Genomic DNA, 19,354 nt, shown 5'->3' with positions numbered 1-19,354 from the left:
AAATTTCCAAAGAGAATTTGTAACAAACATCTCTTTTTTTCTACTTATATCTAATTCAATTTTGATAAAATGAAAAAAATAATTCTTTCCCTTTCTTTAGTGGGATTTTTATGGAGTTGTAGCCCAACTCAAACAACTGCTAAACAAAATGATGTAGCAGTAACAATCGATTTAATTAATGTTAAAGACGATAAAGTAATGGTTACCGTTACACCTCCAACTTTTACAAGTGAAACTGTAACTTTTCATTTTCCTAAAACCGTTCCTGGTACTTATTCTGAAGACGATTACGGTCGCTTTATTGAAAATGTAAAAGCATTTGATGCTAAAGGAAATACACTTAAAGTAGCTAAAATTGACGAAAATTCATATACTATTTCCGATGCCAAAAAACTATCAAAAATCACATACTTAGTTAATGATTCATTTGATACAGAAGGTGGTGCAGGTTTTGGTGAAAGCGAAGATATTTTCTCACCTTCAGGAACAAATATTAATGCTGGAACAAACTTCATGTTAAATACGCATGGATTCATTGGATACTTCAAAGGAAAAGAAGAAACACCATACAAATTAACCGTTACGCATCCAGAAAGCTTATTAGGTGTTTCGGCAATGATAGATACAGATGCAAGTGCTACTTCAGATGTGTTTTTAATGTCTAAATATGCAAGTTTGGTTGAAATGCCAATCATGTATTCAAAACCTGATTTTACTTCTTTCATGGTAGATGATATGGAAATTATCATCAGTGTGTATTCTCCAACAGGAAAATATACAGCTAAACAAATTACACCTCACATGGAAAACATGATGAAGGCACAAAAACGTTTCTTAGGACCAATTAACTCTACAAAAAAATACGCCATCTTATTGTACTTGTCTGATATGGCAGCTAAAGATGCAAAAGGATTTGGAGCATTAGAGCACCCAACATCAACTGTAGTAGTTATGCCAGAAATGATGGGATTAGAAATGTTACAAGAACAATTAAAAGACGTAGTTTCTCACGAATTCTTCCACATTGTAACACCATTGACTATTCATTCAAACGAAATTCAATATTTTGATTTCAATAATCCTCAAATGTCAGAACATTTATGGATGTATGAAGGAGTAACTGAATATTTCGCTAACTTATTCCAAGTAAATCAAGGTTTAATTGACGAAAAAGAATTCTTTGAAAGAATGGCAGGCAAAATTGCACAATCGCGCCAAATGAACGACAATATGAGTTTTACTAAAATGAGTAAAAACGTATTGAATCCTCCTTACAAAGAACAATATTTAAACGTATACCAAAAAGGAGCTTTGATTGCTATGTGTATGGATATTTTAATTAGAGAAAATAGCAATGGTCAAAAAGGAATTTTAAGCCTAATGCAAGAATTATCTAAAGAATACGGAACAACAAAAGCATTTAAAGACGAAGAGTTATTTGATAAAATTACGGCATTGACCTATCCAGCTGTAGGCGAATTCTTAAAAAACCACGTAGCTGGTGAAACTCCAATTCCTTACGAGCAATATTTTGCTAAAATGGGAGTTACAGAAGCAACTATCGAAATTGCTGGAAATCCATTCTTAAAAGGACAAACACAACCTTATATCACGGTAAATCCTGCTACAAAAGAAATCATGATTTTACCTGATACAGAATTAAATGTATTCATGACTACTTTAGGTTTAAAAAACAATGATACACTTTTAGCTTTTAACGGTAAAGACTATAATTTAGATAATATCTACGATTTAATCATGGCAAGTATGAACTGGAAAGATGGAGATGCTATGACCGTAAAATTCAAAAGAGATGGTAAAGAACAAACTGTAAAAGGAAAAGTTGTAATGCCAAAAGAAAAACAAGACGGATATCAAGCAACTGATGACACTAAAAAAACAGTTAGAGAAGCTTGGTTAAGAGGTTAAATTTAAGTTTAAAGAGTAACAAATCTTGATTTTTGAATTTGAACTTGAATTTGAACTTGAAATTTGCATTTGATATCGCACTTGAAAATCCTCAAAGTACTTAGTATTTTGAGGATTTTTTTATTTACTTTGCGAACATAAAATAAAACAAAAGGATGAAGAAGATATTTTTAGTTGCTATTGCCGTTTTCACATTAATTTCATGTAATAAAAACGAAGAAAATTCAGATGCTAACGTTCATATCTCTGGAGATGTAAAAGGCTTAAGCCAAGGAAAATTGTACTTACAAAAAATACAAGATTCGGCTTTAGTAATTTTAGATAGTATTATAGTTAACGGAGATTCAAAATTTGAAAGTCACATTAAACTTGATAGTCCAGAAATGCTATATTTATTTTTAGATAGAGGACAAACCAATTCTATTGATAACAGCTTACCGTTTTTTGCTGAGCCTGGAAATATTAAAATTGAAACTACCTTAAAACATTTTTTTGCTGATGCGAAAATATCAGGTTCTAAAAATCATGATTTATGGAAAAAGTTTGATAGCATTAATAGTAAATTCAGAGATCAAAACTTAGCTTTGATGGAAAAACGTTTAAAAAACGAATTAAAACCTAATGCAACCACTACAGATAGCATTGAGAAGGCATATAAAAGCTTATTAACGAGAAAATATCGTTACACAGCACATTTTGCCGCTACAAACGGAAATAAAGAAATTGCGCCTTATTTAGCGCTTTCAGAAATTGCTGATATCAACACAACGTATTTAGACACAATTCAAAAAAGTTTGACACCTGAAGTTGCCAAATCAAAATACGGAAAAATGCTTAACGAACATATTAAGGAAAGAAAAACTTTAGAAGTTCAGAAGTAAAGTAAAGCGGTCAGTAATTGGCCGCTTTTTTTTATTATTATAACTTATTTGTTGATGGGAAATTTGTTTTTATCATCATTCTCAACGCTTCCGCGCGAATCCTTTCCCCCTCCGCTCCCGCGCGAATCCTTTCGCGTGGTTCATAAAAACAAATAATTTTATTATTTTTGAAAAAAAGCAAGAATGAGCAGAAATTATAAATTTCATAATTCAGAGGGACTTTACTTTGTGAGTTTTGCAGTTGTGGGATGGCTGGATGTTTTTACAAGAAATGAGTATAAAGATTTAGTTGTAGAAAGTTTAGAATTTTGTCAGCTAAAAAAAGGAATGGAAATTCATGCTTGGTGCATAATGACAAATCATGTTCATTTAATTTTTAGAAGTATTGAAAATCAAAAGCCTGAACTTTTATTAGGCGATTTTAAAAGATTTACAAGCCGAAGTATTATAAAAGCCATACAAGAAAATCCGAAGGAAAGCAGAAAAGAGTTTTTATTAGATTATTTTAAAAAAGAAGCAGAAAAAAGTTCCAATACTACCAATTTCCAGTTTTGGAGACATGATAATAATCCGATCGAATTATGGAGTAATGAAGTAATTCAACAAAAAATAGATTACGTACACAATAATCCTGTTGAAGAAGGAATTGTTTTTAGACCCGAAGATTATAAATACAGTAGTGGTCCAGACTATTCAGGAGAAAAAGGAATGCTAGATGGTGTTTGTGTTTTTCAGAATTTCAAATTATAATTCCACGCGAAAGGATTCGCGCGGTAGCGGGGGCCTAAACCAAAATCAAATAAACAATAACTATTATGACTTTAATTACAATAACAAAAGAAGGATTTTTAGAAAGAGCCCAAATTTCATTGGTTATAGGTATAATCTTATTTTTAATAGGTTTTGTTTTATATAGACAATATAAGAAAAAGAACTATAGTCCACAATTTGGCATTAAAAGAGAAAGCTTTTCTGAATATATTAGTGACTCGATAAAGTTAATGACATATAATCGCACTTTAGGATTGATTTTTTTTGGAATAGTATTTCTAATTTTATCGGTAATCATGTTTATTTTTTATCTAAATTCTTAAAAATAGATTTATCACACTGCTACCGCGCGAATCCCTTCCCCACGCTAGCGCGAGCATCTTGCTCGTGACTACTTATTTCAAACATTAAAAACCTTTTTTATACTTTGTGTACACCGCTACCGCGCGAATCCCTTCGCGTGGAATGTAAAAAAAATAGAATTTTTGAAACTAGTTCCCCACGCTAGCGCGAGCATCTTGCTCGTAACTGCATATTTCAAACATTAAAAACCTTTTTTTATACTTTGTGTACACAGCTTGACGCTTGCGGATGCGTTTTAAAAGATTCTGAAATCGAAGATTCAACGAAGTTAATTAAGTTCAGAACGACTTGAAATAAAAAAACCACCACATTGCTGTGATGGTTTTTAATTTGAGCCGGCGGAGGGACTCGAACCCACGACCTGCTGATTACAAATCAGCTGCTCTAGCCAGCTGAGCTACGCTGGCAACTCAAATTTCGAGTGCAAATATAAGGGTGAATTTTTAATTTCCAAATATTTTTTGCACTTTTTTTATTGATTTTTTTATTTTAATTCGTTTATTTTCGCAACAAATTGATTAGCAGCCGCTTCGTATTCTTTACGAATTTGTTTAAAATGTGCTTTTTTATTCTCAACGTCTTTTACGTTAGCTTTTGTCATTAAAGCATCGAAAGTTTCGTACACTTCATCAATTAATTTATCAGATGCTTCAGTTGGTTTTCCTGTTGTAGACATTTCCCAAATGTAAACGATGTTTACAATATCACCTAAAACGTAGTTGATTTCTTTTTTCAAGTTTTTAACGCTTGCCATTTTGTATAAATTTAAAATTTGAAGCAAAATTACATAATATATTTTGTTCTCAATACATTATATGGAAATTTCTAACAATGTAGCCTTTCCTTTAATGGTTAAATTCTCAATACAAGCCGGAATCAAAATCGTATCTCCCATTCGGTATCGCAAGATTTCTCCATTCATTACCATTTCAAATTGTCCGTTTGTACACATAAAAACGGTGAAAGCTTGTTTCTTTCGTTTCCAAATAAAACGATCTTGCAACGCTATAATATTAGTGATAAAATAAGGACAATCTACCACCAAAGTACTTTGATTAGCCTCTTCCTTATATGTTATTTTAGAATCAGTTGCGTTATAATTAATCGCATCTAGAGCTAATTCGGTATGCAATTCTCTACCTTGACCGTTAGCATCTACCCTATCCCAATCGTAAATTCGGTAAGTAACATCGCTTGTTTGTTGAATTTCTGCTACGACAACTCCTGCTCCAATGGCATGAATGGTTCCGGTTTCTAAAAAAAAAACATCGCCTTTTTTTACTGAAGATTCATTCAATAAAGCCACTAGATTTTTATTTTCTAAATGTGATAAGTATTCTTCCTGATTAGAATCTTTCTTAAAACCAACCACCAAACGTGCCGATTCATCTGCTTGCATCACATACCACATTTCGGTTTTCCCGTAAGAATTATGACGTTCTTTCGCTAATGTGTCATTCGGATGCAATTGAATGGATAAATCTTCTTTAGCATCAATGAATTTAAAAAGCAATGGAAATTGTTTTCCAAAACGACTAATAACTGATTTTCCTAAAATTTCTTCTGGAAACAAATCGATAATTTCGTTGATGTTTTTTCCTTTAAGCACACCATTATTAACCACACTAATATCGCCAGGCACGGTTGAAATTTCCCAACTCTCGCCAGTAGTTTCTGAAACTATAGGTTTGTTGAGATAAGTTTTCAACTTCGTACCGCCCCAAATGCGGTCTTTAAGTATCGGTGTAAAGGTTAAAGGATAAAACTTCATAGTCAAATAGTGAAGTACAAAGATGCAAAAAAATCTAACGAATTACAGAAATTGGAAGTCTTACTTTGTAAAAAATTATTTTATTTCGACTTTTTAATAGCTTCTAAAGCCTTTGTAATATGATTTTTAGCACTAATGCTATCAAAAATATAAATACAATTTCCTTTAGCGTCAAAAACATAAGTTACACGTCCCGGTAACAATCCGAAAAGCGCGTTTGGAACACCAAATAAACGACGTAATTTTCTATCAGCATCGGAAAGTAAAATAAACGGAAGCTTATATTTTTGTTGAAAGTTCTGATGTGAAGTAGCCGAATCACCACTTACACCAATAACTTCGGCACCCAAATCTTGAAAATCTTGATACGCATCTCTAAAACTACACGCTTGAGTAGTACATCCTGGCGTAAAATCTTTTGGGTAAAAGTAAATTACAACTGGTTTATGTTGAATACAAGCACTTTCAAAAGCAGTTCCATCTTGTTTAGCCGCTTTAAAACTTGGTAATTTATCTCCAAATTGAATTGCCATAATTAGTTTCCTTTATAAGTTACAAAGTTTCTCGGAGTTTCGTACAAGGTAATTTCTAATTCTTTATCAGAAGCTATCAAAACACGAAGTTTGTTCCAAATAATATAAGCAATGTGCTCGGCTGTCGGATTCAAATCCTTGAACTCAGGAACATCTTCATTCAAGTTTTTATGATCAAATGCTTCTTCGATATGTTCTTTGATTAAATCGGATAAAATTTTAGTATCAATTACATAACCTGTTTCCTTATCCACTTCACCAGTTACCGAAACAATCAACTCGTAATTATGACCATGAAAGTTGGGATTATTACATTTTCCAAACACTTCCTGATTTTTTTCCATTGACCAATCCTTGCGATACAAACGATGCGCAGCATTAAAATGGGCTTTTCTTGAAACAGTTACTCTCATATTCTAGGCTTTAGGTAATAGGTTTTGGGTTTTATAATTTATGATCTTCCAGATAATGATAAAACTCATCAAAAATAATCTTAAACCAAACGGTATAAACATCTGGATTTACTATCATATCGTCTTTTATGGCTTCAATGGTCATCCATTTCCAGCTTTCAACTTCATCATCATTAATTACAGGTTCTCCGTTGTAATAGCCAATCATCACATGATCTAATTCGTGTTCGGTTAAACCGTTATCAAAAGGTGCTTTGTATATGAAATGAAATAGTTCTTTCAACTCCACTTTAAAACCCATTTCTTCATACAAACGGCGTTTTCCAGCTTCAATATTGGTTTCGCCAGCGCGTTGATGACTGCAACAAGTATTGGTCCACAAAAGTGGTGAATGATATTTGTGATGTGCGCGTTGTTGCAACATCACTTCGTTTTTATCATTCAAAATAAACACAGAAAAAGCTCTGTGTAAAACCGCTTTTTCATGGGCTTCCATTTTGTTCATCAGCCCAATAGGCTCATCTTGTTCGTTGACTAATATTACTTGTTCTTCTATCATAGGATTTGTAATGCTTGTCAAAAATACAAAAAAAGAAGGGATTGGAAACTAGTTTTTGAGTTTGTGATAAGTTTAACTTGTGTTGAATTCCAAAGTAAAAAGAGCAATCGAAACTTAAAATTGGCGGGTTTTATAGAAGTGAACGTTTTTTTCACTACCTTTGTCACATTGGTAATGATAATAATTTCTTCTCGCAATACTTTGAATAAAAGTACTTTATAAATTTCTTGTTTATTTCGCTTGTGTGTTTTTATCCTTTTACTTTAAAACAAATATTAATTTAAATTATTTAAAATTTAATGGCTAGACCGCAGGAAACCTTTAACAAAAAAGAACAAGAAAAACTTCGTGCTAAAAAACGAAAAGAGAAACAAGAGAAAAAAGAAGCACGTAAATCAAACCCTAAATTATCGGGAGAAGATTTATATGTGTATGTAGACGAGAATGGTCACTTAACCAGCACACCTCCAGATCCATCTAAAAAGATTATTGTTGATGTAGAAAGCATTGAAATTGGTACTTCAAGAAGAACTGAGGAAGATGAAGCACCAACGGAACGCAGAGGAACAATCGATTTTTTCAACGATTCTAAAGGTTTTGGTTTCATTAAAGCTGTTGAAACAGGAGAAAAATACTTTGTACACATTAGTGGTTTACTTGATGATGTAAAAGAAGGTAACTTAGTAACTTACGATTTAGAAAAAGGCGCTAAAGGCATGAATGCTGTAAACGTTAAAAAAATATAATTCCCCTTTTTATCCCAAAAATTAAAATCACAGTGCAAGCTGTGATTTTTTTTTGCATCAAATTGAATGTAAAGGGTTTCCTGTTTCCATTTTATAAAAGCAAAAACTTGTTAATCAAGCACTATTTAGAATTATTAAAAATAATCTGATTATTATTTGGATTTGTTCTAAATAATCTTTTAAATTTGCATTGTTTAGAATTAGTCTAATTTAAAATACTAAAAATGAAGAACTATTTATTACTTGCAATTTTGTTTTTATCAGTTTCAACTTATGCTCAAAAAACTGAAGATGTTAAATCGATTAAAGCAATGTGTGGTTGTTATGAAATCAAATTCAATTTTGCTGAAACTTTCAACTACCCAAAGGATTCTGCAAATTACAAAGCGTCAAAAGTAAAGCATGAAACTGCTTTAGAATGGGCACAATTAATTGAAGATGAATCTAACAAAATTTCAATTCAGCATTTATTAATTGTTGGAAAAGGTAACATTGTAAAGCACTGGAGACAAGATTGGTTGTTTGAAAACACAAAATTGTATGACTACAACGGCTTTGAAGATTGGAAATTTAAAACACTTCCAAAAGATAAAGTAAAAGGTCAATGGACACAAAAAGTATATGAAGTTGACGATAAACCTAGATATGAAGGAAGTGCTTCATGGATTCATGCAGATGGACGCCACTATTGGGAAAACATTACAAACGCACCACTTCCAAGAAGAGAGTATACGCAAAGAAGTGATTACAACATTACAAAAAGAACTAATGTACACGAAATTATCAAGAATGGTTGGATTCACGACCAGGACAACGATAAAATTATTAGAGACGAAAAAGGTAATGACTATGTTTTAGCTCAAGAAAAAGGCCATAATACTTACACAAAAGTAGATGATTCAAAATGTGAAGTAGCTCAAAAATGGTGGGTTGAAAACCAAGAGTTTTGGAAAAAAGTTCGCACAAAATGGAATGCTGAATTCGCGAAAAATAAAGATATAAAACTAAAAAGTGATATTGATGGAAAACCATTATACATACACTTAAGTAAATTAAAAAGAGACGCAAGCCAAGAGGAAATCAATACAGTAATTGACAGTTTTATAGTTTCAAAATAATGCAATTCAAAAAAAACATAGGTATACTATTTTTCATTTCTTGTAGTCAATTTTTAATAGCTCAAGTTGAGAATGATTCTATTAAAACGAGTCATCTTAAAGAAGTTATTATAACAGGAACAAGAACCGAAAGAAACGTTGCAACACTACCTTTGCCAACACAAATTATAACTGGCGAAAGTATTCGCAAGTCAGGTTTAAGCCGTTTAAATGAAATTATTCAAGAGCAAACAGGTTTAATTACTGTACCTGATTTTGGTGGTGGCGAAGGTATTCAAATGCAAGGTTTAGATGCTGCCTATGTTATGGTTTTAATTGATGGTCAACCGCTTTTTGGAAGAAGTGCAGGGACTTTAGATTTAAGCAGAATTTCGGTTAACAATATTGAAAAAATTGAAATTGTAAAAGGAGCCTCGTCAAGTTTATATGGTTCTGAAGCTTTAGCTGGAGTTGTAAATATTATCACTAAAAAAACCACAACTACAGAACAATTTAAAGGCAATATCAATTACAAACTGGCTACATTTAACACTCATGATATTTCAAAATCGCTTGAATATGGCAAGAAGAAAATCGGATTCGAATTGTTTGGGAATTATTTTAAAACAGACGGTTATAATCTTTCGGAAAGTAACTTTGTTCAAACAGTAGAACCCTATTCAAATTTTACCATTCAACCTAAAATAAAAATTAATTTATCTGACAAAGTAAATCTTTTATTTAATTCAAGGATTTACAATCAGAATCAAGATTATAACTCCGAAATTGGGACTGAAAAATATAAAGGAGAGAGTAAAATTAATGAATGGAATAACTCAGTTCTATTAAATCAAGCGGTTTCTGACAACTTTAAATTAGTTTACGATTTATATGCCACAAACTATAAAGCAGATGAGTACTTAAACGATGAAAACAATGAATTGTTTGATAAAAGTAATTTTAACCAATGGTTTTATAGACCTGAAATTCGTTCTCATTATAAAATAGGTAAAAATACACTAACAACCGGAATTGGTGTGAATTATGAAACTCTAGAAAGAACCTATTTTGAAGAGAAAGTAACCTTAAATTCTGAGTATTTATTTGGTCAATTCGAATGGTTCTTAAAAGAAAAATGGAATGTATTGGTTGGTTTTCGTTATGACAACCATCATCAATATCAATCACAATTTAGCCCAAAAATTGGGTTAAATTATAAATGGAATGAACACTTTTCTTTAAAAACTTCTATTGGATATGGTTACAAAGCACCCGATTTAAGACAACTATATTTTGATTTTACCAATTCATCTGTGGGTTACACTGTTTTAGGTTATAATGTAGCAGCCGAAAAGCTTGCTGAATTACAAAGTCAAGGGCAAATATTATTTACCAATGGTTACGATTTTTCAAATCCGCTTAAACCAGAAAGTTCTATAAACATCAATTTTGGAGGATATTATAAAAAGAATAAACTATCATTTGATTATAATTTATTCTATAATACTATCGAAAATTTAATTGACACGAGAGCTATTGCACAAAGGACAAATGGTCAAAATGTTTTTTCTTATTTCAATATTGACAAAATTTTCACTTATGGTTTAGAATTAAACGGAACATATAAAATGAATTCCAATTTTTCAATCAGTTCAGGTTACCAGTATTTAATTGCTAAAGACCAAACCATAGTAGATAAAATTGAACGAGGCGAAATTTTCGCAAGAGATCCAATAACATTATCCTCATTCAGGCTGAAAGCTAGTGACTATTTCGGACTATACAATCGTTCAAAACATACAGCAAATATCAAGCTAAATTATCTTATTCCATCAATTGAAACATCAATTAATGCACGTGTCTTTTATAGAAGTAAATACGGAATTTTCGACTCAAACAACAATGCCATTTTAGATAAATATGATGAATTTGTCAAAGGCTATTTTTTAACAAATCTGACCATAAATAAAGATTTTAAATATCGCTTTTCAGCTCAATTTGGAGTGAACAACTTGTTTAATTATAAAGATGAAAGCAATATTCCAAATTTATCTGGAAGACAATTATTTACAAGAATTCAATATCAATTTTAAAACAATTAATCAATAAATTTTATAATTATGATCAAATCAAATTTTTTCAAATCAGTTTTACTACTTTCAGTATTTAGTTTCTTTACCTCTTGTTCTAATGACGATGATAACTCATCTGGAACAGCAAATTTAGAAACTAAAACATTCTCTAATCTATATGCTCCACAAACCGGCGGAATGGGTGCTCCAGTTGGTGGTGAATTTACAAAATTTAGTTTTTCGCAAAACGCAATTGTAACAAACGATTCATGGGATATTGCATTTCGTGGTACAACAATTATTGTAAATGGTGGAACTGCAATTGGAATTACAGATGAGCCTACTCGTACAGGAAATGGAGCTGTAAGTATTATTTCAAATACTTTAGATGCTGTTACTACAATTCCAAATGTTTCAACTTTTAATCAAGATGGTGCAAGCACTTATGCGATTCCAACCGGAAGTGGTAATGGCTGGTACAATTATGATGGAGCAACAAATTTAGTAACTCCAATTGCAGGAAAAGTATTTGTTGTAAAAACGCACGACGGAAAATATGCCAAAATGGAAATCATTAGCTATTACAAAGATGCTCCCGCAAATCCAGATGCGACTTCGTTGACAAGATATTTTACATTTAAATATGTTTACCAACCGAACGGAACAAATTTCTAAAAATAAATTTCTTTTCGTATCAAAATTAAAATCGCAGTGAAAGCTGTGATTTTTTTATTTAAAAACCTTTTACTTTGCAAATTAGAATTTAATACAAAAACTTATGTACAAATTAACTTTGCTTGTATTTCTTATTTCTTTAGCAACATTTAGTCAAGATATTAGCAAAGACACCGCTATAATTACCAAAACATATTCGCAACGATGGGAATTAGATGTGGCTGACAAAAATGGAACTTTTCGATTAATGTCGTACAAACCTATTTACATTACGGCAGGAAGAATTTCTAGTTATCCAAATAAACAACCTAAAAGCGAAAATCTGGATTACTCTGCAACCGAAAGTTCGCCTTATAATAATGTTGAAGCAAAATTTCAATTGAGTTTTAAAACAAAAGTGGTTCAAGACTTATTGTGGGGAAAAGGAGACATTTGGATAGGATACACTCAAAAAGCACATTGGCAAATTTACAATAGCGATATTTCGAGAGCATTTAGAGAATTAAATTACGAACCCGAAATCATTTTTAAATATCCTTTGCGATTTAATTTTTTAGGTGGACAATTCAAATCGGTTGGCGTTACTCTAAATCATCAATCGAACGGAAAAAACTTACCTACTTCTAGAAGCTGGAACCGAGTTATTTTTCACACCGGATACGAAATAGACAATTGGATTATTACATTAAATCCTTGGATTCGACTATCGGATGATGAAGATGAAAATCCAAAAATTACCAAATATATTGGAGATGGAGAACTAAATGTGGCCTATACCTACAACAGACATCAATTTTACACCATCATTACACACCCATTTTCTAGTTGGGAAGGCGGAAGTATTCAATTGAATTATGTGTTCCCAATAAAAGGACATTTACGTGGTCAAGTACAATTGTTTGACGGATATGGAGAAACCATGATTGATTACAACCACAGACAAACTACTTTAGGAATAGGAATTTCTTTTGCCGATTGGTAGAAATTTAATCTTGTAAACTCTCCGCAATTTTCAACGCGCATTTTTCACCATCAATTGCTGCTGAAATAATGCCACCAGCGTAACCAGCTCCTTCTCCACAAGGATACAACCCTTTGATTTGAACGTGTTCCAATGAATAATTATCTCTTGGAATTCGTACCGGTGATGATGTTCTACTTTCTGGCGCATGTAAAATAGCATCGTTAGTCATGTAACCTTTCATTGCTTTTCCAAATTGCACAAAACCTTCGCGCATGATTTGCGATAAAAATCCAGGAAAAACTTGTCCCATTTCCACCGAAGTTGTACCGGGAACATAAGACGTTTTTGGAATATCTTTTGAAACTTTATTTTGAGTAAAATCAACCATTCTTTGTGCAGGCACTTTTTGAGTTTGCCCAGCCAAATACCATGCTTTTTGCTCAATGGCTTTTTGAAATTCCATTCCGGCTAAAGGCCCGAATTTTTCATAAGGTTTGAAATCTTCTAATTTTAATTCCACTACAATTCCAGAATTTGCTGTTGCTTGGTCACGTTTTGAAGGCGACCAACCATTCGTAACTACTTCTCCAGGAGCTGTAGCACAAGGCGCAATAACACCACCCGGACACATACAAAACGAATACATACCACGGCCATTCACTTGTTTAACAATCGAATAAGGCGCTGGAGGCAAATAATCACCTCTAAAATCACATGAATATTGAATTTGGTCAATTAATTCCTGTGGATGTTCTGCTCGAACACCTAATGCGAAAGGCTTCGCTTCAATATGAACACCTTTTTTATGTAACAATTCAAAAATATCACGAGCCGAATGTCCGGTTGCTAAAATGACTTTATTAGCCGAAATCACATCACCATTTTGAACCACAACACCTTGCATTTCGTTGTTTTTGATTACAAAATCAGTCACACGAGTTTCAAACAATACTTGCCCACCACATTCGATGATTTTCTCTCGAATATCTTGAATAATTTGAGGTAATTTATTGGTTCCAATGTGTGGATGTGCTTCTACCATAATATCTGGCGTAGCTCCAAAACCAACTAAAAGAGCTAAAATTCTATCAATATCGCCACGTTTTTTAGAACGTGTATATAATTTTCCATCCGAATATGTTCCAGCACCACCTTCGCCAAAACAATAATTGGAATCTTCATTTACAATATGATCCACATTAATCGCTTTTAAATCGCGACGACGACCACGAACATCTTTTCCTCGTTCTAAAACGATAGGTTTTAAACCTAATTCAATTAATTGCAAAGCAGCAAATAATCCAGCAGGACCTGCTCCTACTACAATTACTTCTTGTTTATTGGCAACATTTGGGTAATCAGGTAATTCTATTTTTTGCGCTTTATATTCTTCTCCAACCAAAAAAACATTCGCCTTAATATTCATTTTAATGGCTTTCTGACGCGCATCGATAGAACGTTTTAAAACATCCACTTTTTGAATTTCCTTCGGACTTACCTGAAATAACTTAGCAACATGTTGGGCTAACAAACTTTCGTTTGCCGCTACTTCGGGTGAAACTTGAAATTGAAATTCGCGTGGCATAAATTGGTTTTAAAAAATGAATTATTTTGCAAAAGTAATCATTTGAAACTATTTTTTAGCGTCAAATGCACGTAAAGCAAATGAAGCCAACCAATGTTCGCCTTCGTAATTTCCATCTACAATTGAAGGTAATGAAAAAGACAAATGAGCATCTGCCATTGGTTTCAAGTGAGAAAATTGTTTTGGATATTGTTGAATCAAATCATACAAATTCCAAGCTCTACTAAAATTAAGTCCATCTAAATGTACTAAATGTCCATCGGTTCTATCTGACACTTTTGCGACATCCCATTTCCATTTTTTAGAGAATAATTGAGGCGCAAATTTTTTAATCCATGGAATAAACTCATTTTGAGGAAGAATTCGTTGCATTATGGCTACTTCTTCCATGCATGGAGAAAGAAAATCAGTACCGCTTGGCTCCCAATTAAAAGGACAATTTTCATCTTTTAAAAACATACGTTTAGCATTTTCTTTAATACTGTTTTGCAAAGCAATATTACCAGAAAAAACAGCATAATCCCAAGCATTTGTTAGTCCAAAAGCAGTATTAGAATGGGTTCCAACACGAATAGGGTATAAAAGTTTTGGCAAAAATTCGATATAACGTTTGATAATTAAATCCGTCAAAGGACGCAGATTATCAGCCAATTCTTTTGCATACGAATCATTTGAAATTTCTAATTCGTGTTGTAATTTTAATAGCCAATTCCATCCATAGGTTCTTTCAAAAGATTTTTCATGCGTTTTTTCAAAATAGGCAATTTCCTTATCAATATTTTCTTTGGAAAGATTAATTTTAAGCTTCTCTATAATGAGTGCTGCATCTTTAATATCTTTGAAATTAGATAACAAATACACTAAACTCCAATGCCCATGTACCGAAGAATGCCAATCAAAACAACCATAAAAAGCAGGATGTAACGTTTTTGGAGAAAGTAATTCAGTTTCATTCAGTAAAAGTTGATTTAATTTATTGGGATATTCTTGTTGTAAGCATTTTACAGGCAAACTCGCCAAATGATTGGCTTGCTCAATTGTCAAATTTTGCGAGAGGGCAACACTACTAACCAGAAAAAAAAGTACACTTTTCATAACAAATAGTTTTTTCAAATTTAGTAAAAACTTACCTTTGAAAAATAGTAAATTACAATGTCTAGAAAAATAAAACTAATTTGGGATTTTAGAGGAGAAGCAGCTGCTAAAACAGCAGAACATCACGATATTCATTTAAAAGAATATTTAGTTGAGGAAAAAATAACGTTAGAAAAAACGGGATTTGAAATCATTAATGAAATGCACGCAATTGCTTTCATTGTGGTAGAAGAAAAAAACATGATTACCTTTAGAGACATTTTAAAACCACACCGAGGAGAAGTTTACCAAGATTAATTTTTTAATTGATTAACGAATTCTGTTGGAGTCATCCCAACATTCTTTTTAAACAATTTTGAAAAATAAGAATAATTGGAATAGCCTAATTCATCAGCAATTTGAGCAATATTTCTGTTTTTATCAACCATGATTCGCTTACTTTCTAAAATTACTCTTCTCGTAATTAACTCCGTAATAGTTATATTCAATATGTTTTTTGATATTCTATTGAGATGTTTTAATGTAATAGCCATTTTATCCGCATAAAACGAAGGTGATTTTTCGGTTTTATAAAATTGCTCCAATAGTATTTCAAATTCTTTTAACTTATGATTGTATCTTGAAGTTAAATGATTGGATTCTATATTGTAAATCCTTAAAATTTCAACTAAGATACAATCCAATAAATTAAGCATTTTATCTTTCTTTTGAAGTTGATCTTCTTGATTTTCATTTACCATTAATTCAAAATAAGGTTGAATTTGTTTCATTTCATCAATATTCAAAACCAATTCTGGTTTATTTTTAGACGATTGAAAAAACAAATATTCCTCAATTTTCTTATCTCTAAAATGCAAATTATAAATCTCTTTAGAAAAGAAAACAATATAACCATCAATATCAGACGAAAGTTCCCACAAGTGAATTTGTCCGGGTTGCATCAAAAAAAGACTTCCTTTAGTTATATCAAAAGTGTCGAAATCAATTTTATGCAATCCAGTTCCATTTGTGAATAAAACCAAAACATAAAAATCGTGTCGGTGCAACGACTCTATAAAACGATGTTCTTTCAAGTGATTTTGAAACGTATTGACGTATAAATTATGATGAAAGAAATTACGCTTGAACTTCTTAATTTCGTAAACTTCATCTCTTTCCATAAGCAAATGTCCTTTTTGTGTTATAATAAGCGAAAATACGAAACCAATTTTAAATTATAATCTTCTAAATTTGCTGAAAATAAAAACAAATGTTAAAAACCATTATAAATGCATTTGGAAACAAATGTCCAAATTGCAACAAAGGAAATATTTTTGAAAAAGGATTGTTGCATTTTAGTTTTAGTTTCCCAAAAATGCATGAAAATTGCTCTAATTGCGGTACGAAATTTGAAAAAGAACCTGGCTTTTTCTTTGGCGCTATGTTTGTTAGTTACGGACTTGGAGTGGCAGAAGCCTTAATAACTTATTTTATCTGCATGCCGTTTTTTGAAGAAACCTTCGATTTACGAATCATTCCAATAATTGGAGTTGTGATTTTAAGTTTAACCTTAGTCAATATCAAACTATCGCGAATTATTTGGATTTATATGTTCAAGGATTATTCAGTGTAAAAAAGAAAATCCAAACTCTTTTTTAAATGGAGTTTGGATTTTTATTTTTGGAATCTAATACTAATTCGCTACTTCACTAATAAACTTAATTCGCATTAAACGAAGTTCTTCAATATCGTAATCGCCATCAAATTCTTTTAAAGCGTCTTTAATATTATCGGATTCGGAATCCATGAAATAATCGTGAATCTCTTCTTGTTGGTCTTCGTCTAAGATTTCGTCAATCCAATAGCGGATATTTAATTTGGTTCCCGAATAAACAATTTGCTCCATTTCTTTCAGCAAACCATCCATATCCAAACCTTTTGCCTTGGCAATATCGTCTAAAGCTAGCTTTCTGTCTACGTTTTGAATAATATACAACTTCAAACCTGAATTGGCTCCAGTAGATTTTACCACCAAATCATCAGGACGAATAATATCGTTATCTTCTACATATCTATTGATTAAATCAACGAATGGTTTTCCGTATTTTTTAGCTTTTCCTTCTCCTACTCCATGAACATTACTCAATTCATCAATTGAAATAGGATATTTTAATGCCATATCTTCCAAAGAAGGATCTTGGAAAATAACAAATGGTGGAACACCTAACTTTTTAGCTTCTTTCTTGCGTAAATCGCGCAACATACTCATTAACGCTTCATCAGCTGTTCCTGTAGATTTTGCTGCCGTTACAATTGCTTCATCTTCTTCTTCATTATATTCATGGTCTTCCGACATCATAAAAGAAACTGGTTTTTTAATAAACGCTTCTCCTTTTTCTGACATTTTCAACACACCATAGGTTTCAATATCTTTTGTCAATAATCCATCCACTAAAACCTGACGAATTAACGCCATCCAATATTTTTCATCAAAATCAGCACCACTTCCAAAATAAGGTTGCGTATCAATTTTTTGTGCTTTAATAATCGCATTGACTTTACCTACAAGCGCTAAAACCACTTCTTTTGATTTGAACAATTGTTTGGTATCGCGAACTACTTTTAACAAAGTAACCACTTGGTCTTGTGCTTCGACTTTCTTTTTCGGATTACGAACATTGTCATCCATATCAGCGCCATCTCCATTAACATCATCGAATTCTTCACCGAAATAATGCAATAAGAATTTACGACGTGACATCGATGTTTCGGCATACGCCACCACTTCTTGCAACAACGCAAAACCAATTTCTTGTTCGGCAACTGGTTTTCCAGAAAGGAATTTTTCTAATTTTTCAATGTCTTTATACGAATAATACGCCAAACAATGTCCTTCGCCACCATCACGACCAGCACGACCTGTTTCTTGATAGTAACTTTCTAATGACTTTGGAATATCGTGGTGAATTACAAAACGAACATCTGGTTTGTCGATTCCCATACCAAAAGCGATGGTTGCTACTACGACTTCCACATCTTCCATTAAGAACATGTCTTGATGTTTGGCACGAGTTTTAGCATCTAAGCCCGCATGATAGGGAACAGCACTTACACCATTGACTTGTAAAACTTGTGCAATTTCTTCCACTTTTTTACGACTCAAACAGTAAATAACACCTGATTTTCCTTTATGTTGTTTGATGAATCGAATAATATCCGATTCGATATTTTTAGTTTTAGTACGTACTTCGTAATATAAATTAGGTCGGTTGAACGATGCTTTAAACGTATTCGCATCAGGCATATCCAAGTTTTTCAAGATATCCTCTTGTACTTTTGGAGTTGCTGTTGCGGTTAAACCAATCATCGGAACATCGCCTAAAAGACGAACAATATTTCTCAAATTACGATATTCAGGACGGAAATCATGTCCCCATTCCGAAATACAATGCGCCTCATCAATCGCTACGAAAGAAATTGGAACGCTGTTTAAAAATTCGATATATTCTTCCTTAGTTAAGGATTCTGGTGCTACATATAATAGTTTAGTGATGCCCGAAGTAATATCTTTTTTTACTTTAGCAATCTCAGTTTTATTTAAAGAAGAGTTTAATACGTGCGCTATTCCTTGTTCAGAACTTAAGCTTCGAATGGCATCTACTTGGTTTTTCATTAAGGCAATCAGCGGAGAAACAACAATAGCAGTTCCATCTAATACCAATGCTGGCAACTGATAACAAAGTGACTTTCCTCCACCAGTAGGCATAATCACAAAGGTATTATTCCCTGTAATGATACTTTTAACTACTTGTTCTTGAAGTCCTTTGAATTGGTTAAAACCAAAATATTTCTTTAATTCTTTATGTAAATCAATTTCGTGTGGATTCATTCTCTATTAATATGATTTTACCTAAATTTGCA

Annotated in this window: 19 protein-coding genes and 1 tRNA gene; 10 read left to right on the top strand and 10 right to left on the bottom strand. The window is 32.3% G+C overall.

The genetic code is table 11. The features are described 5' to 3' along the window. Positions 1 to 69: 69 nt before the first annotated feature. From AAEO58_RS08065 to AAEO58_RS08055, 3 genes are all read left to right on the top strand, one after another. On the top strand, positions 70 to 1,929 hold the full coding sequence (locus AAEO58_RS08065) for a M61 family metallopeptidase (RefSeq protein WP_341682958.1): 1,860 nt from the start codon (positions 70 to 72) through the stop codon (positions 1,927 to 1,929). Between the two features lie 155 nt (positions 1,930 to 2,084). Beyond that, a complete protein-coding gene (locus tag AAEO58_RS08060; RefSeq protein ID WP_341682957.1) occupies positions 2,085 to 2,810 on the top strand; it encodes a DUF4369 domain-containing protein in 726 nt (241 codons plus the stop codon). Positions 2,811 to 2,993: 183 nt separating this feature from the next. Continuing rightward, the gene (locus tag AAEO58_RS08055) at positions 2,994 to 3,560 is read left to right on the top strand and encodes an REP-associated tyrosine transposase (RefSeq protein WP_341682956.1); all 567 of its coding nucleotides are present in this window, start codon (positions 2,994 to 2,996) and stop codon (positions 3,558 to 3,560) included. A 717-nt stretch (positions 3,561 to 4,277) separates the two neighbouring features. Here AAEO58_RS08055 and AAEO58_RS08050 read toward each other — a convergent pair. The 6 genes from AAEO58_RS08050 to idi all read right to left on the bottom strand — a co-directional run bounded on the left by AAEO58_RS08050 (position 4,278) and on the right by idi (position 7,220). Then, a tRNA-Thr gene (locus AAEO58_RS08050) sits at positions 4,278 to 4,351 on the bottom strand. Between the two features lie 77 nt (positions 4,352 to 4,428). After that, entirely contained in the window at positions 4,429 to 4,698 is a 270-nt protein-coding gene (locus AAEO58_RS08045) for a hypothetical protein (protein WP_133609779.1), read from the bottom strand. Positions 4,699 to 4,755: 57 nt separating this feature from the next. After that, complete coding sequence (locus AAEO58_RS08040; protein WP_423972058.1) at positions 4,756 to 5,721, bottom strand: type I phosphomannose isomerase catalytic subunit; 966 nt, start codon at positions 5,719 to 5,721, stop codon at positions 4,756 to 4,758. Positions 5,722 to 5,795: 74 nt separating this feature from the next. Further along, entirely contained in the window at positions 5,796 to 6,248 is a 453-nt protein-coding gene (locus tag AAEO58_RS08035; RefSeq protein ID WP_341682954.1) for a peroxiredoxin, read from the bottom strand. Between the two features lie 2 nt (positions 6,249 to 6,250). Next, positions 6,251 to 6,661 carry a 6-pyruvoyl trahydropterin synthase family protein gene (locus AAEO58_RS08030; protein WP_262318779.1) on the bottom strand — a complete coding sequence of 137 codons (411 nt, stop codon included), beginning with the start codon at positions 6,659 to 6,661 and terminating at the stop codon, positions 6,251 to 6,253. A gap of 31 nt (positions 6,662 to 6,692) precedes the next feature. Continuing rightward, a complete protein-coding gene (gene idi, locus AAEO58_RS08025; RefSeq protein WP_341682953.1) occupies positions 6,693 to 7,220 on the bottom strand; it encodes an isopentenyl-diphosphate Delta-isomerase in 528 nt (175 codons plus the stop codon). 299 nt (positions 7,221 to 7,519) lie between these two features. Here idi and AAEO58_RS08020 point away from each other — a divergent pair, with 299 nt between their 5' ends. The 5 genes from AAEO58_RS08020 (at position 7,520) to AAEO58_RS08000 (ending at position 12,792) form a co-directional block, all read left to right on the top strand. Beyond that, positions 7,520 to 7,966, top strand: coding sequence for a cold-shock protein (locus AAEO58_RS08020; RefSeq protein ID WP_133609769.1), 447 nt, complete (start codon positions 7,520 to 7,522; stop codon positions 7,964 to 7,966). Positions 7,967 to 8,190: 224 nt separating this feature from the next. Continuing rightward, complete coding sequence (locus tag AAEO58_RS08015) at positions 8,191 to 9,084, top strand: DUF6607 family protein (RefSeq protein WP_341682952.1); 894 nt, start codon at positions 8,191 to 8,193, stop codon at positions 9,082 to 9,084. Next, positions 9,084 to 11,156 (top strand): TonB-dependent receptor plug domain-containing protein, encoded by a 2,073-nt coding sequence (locus AAEO58_RS08010; RefSeq protein WP_341682951.1) that lies wholly within the window; start codon positions 9,084 to 9,086, stop codon positions 11,154 to 11,156. The genes AAEO58_RS08015 and AAEO58_RS08010 overlap by 1 nt, the downstream gene beginning before the upstream one ends. A gap of 27 nt (positions 11,157 to 11,183) precedes the next feature. Next, entirely contained in the window at positions 11,184 to 11,810 is a 627-nt protein-coding gene (locus AAEO58_RS08005) for an HmuY family protein (RefSeq protein ID WP_341682950.1), read from the top strand. A gap of 103 nt (positions 11,811 to 11,913) precedes the next feature. Further along, entirely contained in the window at positions 11,914 to 12,792 is an 879-nt protein-coding gene (locus tag AAEO58_RS08000) for a phospholipase A (RefSeq protein WP_341682949.1), read from the top strand. 4 nt (positions 12,793 to 12,796) lie between these two features. Here AAEO58_RS08000 and AAEO58_RS07995 read toward each other — a convergent pair whose 3' ends face one another. Continuing rightward, on the bottom strand, positions 12,797 to 14,359 hold the full coding sequence (locus AAEO58_RS07995) for an NAD(P)/FAD-dependent oxidoreductase (RefSeq protein ID WP_341682948.1): 1,563 nt from the start codon (positions 14,357 to 14,359) through the stop codon (positions 12,797 to 12,799). Between the two features lie 48 nt (positions 14,360 to 14,407). Next, positions 14,408 to 15,454: a DUF2891 domain-containing protein gene (locus AAEO58_RS07990; RefSeq protein WP_341682947.1), complete on the bottom strand. Its 1,047-nt coding sequence runs from the start codon at positions 15,452 to 15,454 to the stop codon at positions 14,408 to 14,410. 57 nt (positions 15,455 to 15,511) lie between these two features. Here AAEO58_RS07990 and AAEO58_RS07985 point away from each other — a divergent pair, with 57 nt between their 5' ends. Continuing rightward, positions 15,512 to 15,751: a hypothetical protein gene (locus tag AAEO58_RS07985; RefSeq protein ID WP_341682946.1), complete on the top strand. Its 240-nt coding sequence runs from the start codon at positions 15,512 to 15,514 to the stop codon at positions 15,749 to 15,751. Here AAEO58_RS07985 and AAEO58_RS07980 read toward each other — a convergent pair. Beyond that, positions 15,748 to 16,614, bottom strand: coding sequence for an AraC family transcriptional regulator (locus tag AAEO58_RS07980; protein WP_341682945.1), 867 nt, complete (start codon positions 16,612 to 16,614; stop codon positions 15,748 to 15,750). The genes AAEO58_RS07985 and AAEO58_RS07980 overlap by 4 nt on opposite strands. A gap of 89 nt (positions 16,615 to 16,703) precedes the next feature. Here AAEO58_RS07980 and AAEO58_RS07975 point away from each other — a divergent pair, with 89 nt between their 5' ends. Then, on the top strand, positions 16,704 to 17,066 hold the full coding sequence (locus tag AAEO58_RS07975) for a DUF983 domain-containing protein (RefSeq protein WP_341682944.1): 363 nt from the start codon (positions 16,704 to 16,706) through the stop codon (positions 17,064 to 17,066). A gap of 60 nt (positions 17,067 to 17,126) precedes the next feature. Here the strand turns inward: AAEO58_RS07975 and recQ are convergent, their stop codons facing one another. After that, positions 17,127 to 19,322: a DNA helicase RecQ gene (gene recQ, locus AAEO58_RS07970; RefSeq protein ID WP_341682943.1), complete on the bottom strand. Its 2,196-nt coding sequence runs from the start codon at positions 19,320 to 19,322 to the stop codon at positions 17,127 to 17,129. Between the last annotated feature and the right edge of the window lie 32 nt (positions 19,323 to 19,354).

It is taken from the genome of Flavobacterium helocola (genome assembly GCF_038289885.1).
In the GTDB taxonomy this organism is placed as follows: Bacteria; Bacteroidota; Bacteroidia; order Flavobacteriales; family Flavobacteriaceae; genus Flavobacterium; species Flavobacterium cheniae.
This window is presented reverse-complemented; position numbering and strand designations above follow the sequence as displayed.

What these genes read in the sequence shown, in the direction of transcription:
- AAEO58_RS08010 (WP_341682951.1), top strand. Translation starts at nt 9,084, where the DNA reads ATGCAATTCAAAAAAAACATAGGTATACTATTTTTCATTTCTTGTAGT.
- idi (WP_341682953.1), bottom strand. Translation starts at nt 7,220, where the DNA reads ATGATAGAAGAACAAGTAATATTAGTCAACGAACAAGATGAGCCTATT.
- AAEO58_RS07980 (WP_341682945.1), bottom strand. Translation starts at nt 16,614, where the DNA reads ATGGAAAGAGATGAAGTTTACGAAATTAAGAAGTTCAAGCGTAATTTC.
- recQ (WP_341682943.1), bottom strand. Translation starts at nt 19,322, where the DNA reads ATGAATCCACACGAAATTGATTTACATAAAGAATTAAAGAAATATTTT.
- AAEO58_RS08020 (WP_133609769.1), top strand. Translation starts at nt 7,520, where the DNA reads ATGGCTAGACCGCAGGAAACCTTTAACAAAAAAGAACAAGAAAAACTT.
- AAEO58_RS08000 (WP_341682949.1), top strand. Translation starts at nt 11,914, where the DNA reads ATGTACAAATTAACTTTGCTTGTATTTCTTATTTCTTTAGCAACATTT.
- AAEO58_RS07990 (WP_341682947.1), bottom strand. Translation starts at nt 15,454, where the DNA reads ATGAAAAGTGTACTTTTTTTTCTGGTTAGTAGTGTTGCCCTCTCGCAA.
- AAEO58_RS08065 (WP_341682958.1), top strand. Translation starts at nt 70, where the DNA reads ATGAAAAAAATAATTCTTTCCCTTTCTTTAGTGGGATTTTTATGGAGT.
- AAEO58_RS08045 (WP_133609779.1), bottom strand. Translation starts at nt 4,698, where the DNA reads ATGGCAAGCGTTAAAAACTTGAAAAAAGAAATCAACTACGTTTTAGGT.
- AAEO58_RS07995 (WP_341682948.1), bottom strand. Translation starts at nt 14,359, where the DNA reads ATGCCACGCGAATTTCAATTTCAAGTTTCACCCGAAGTAGCGGCAAAC.
- AAEO58_RS08035 (WP_341682954.1), bottom strand. Translation starts at nt 6,248, where the DNA reads ATGGCAATTCAATTTGGAGATAAATTACCAAGTTTTAAAGCGGCTAAA.
- AAEO58_RS07985 (WP_341682946.1), top strand. Translation starts at nt 15,512, where the DNA reads ATGTCTAGAAAAATAAAACTAATTTGGGATTTTAGAGGAGAAGCAGCT.
- AAEO58_RS08055 (WP_341682956.1), top strand. Translation starts at nt 2,994, where the DNA reads ATGAGCAGAAATTATAAATTTCATAATTCAGAGGGACTTTACTTTGTG.
- AAEO58_RS08005 (WP_341682950.1), top strand. Translation starts at nt 11,184, where the DNA reads ATGATCAAATCAAATTTTTTCAAATCAGTTTTACTACTTTCAGTATTT.
- AAEO58_RS08060 (WP_341682957.1), top strand. Translation starts at nt 2,085, where the DNA reads ATGAAGAAGATATTTTTAGTTGCTATTGCCGTTTTCACATTAATTTCA.
- AAEO58_RS08030 (WP_262318779.1), bottom strand. Translation starts at nt 6,661, where the DNA reads ATGAGAGTAACTGTTTCAAGAAAAGCCCATTTTAATGCTGCGCATCGT.
- AAEO58_RS07975 (WP_341682944.1), top strand. Translation starts at nt 16,704, where the DNA reads ATGTTAAAAACCATTATAAATGCATTTGGAAACAAATGTCCAAATTGC.
- AAEO58_RS08015 (WP_341682952.1), top strand. Translation starts at nt 8,191, where the DNA reads ATGAAGAACTATTTATTACTTGCAATTTTGTTTTTATCAGTTTCAACT.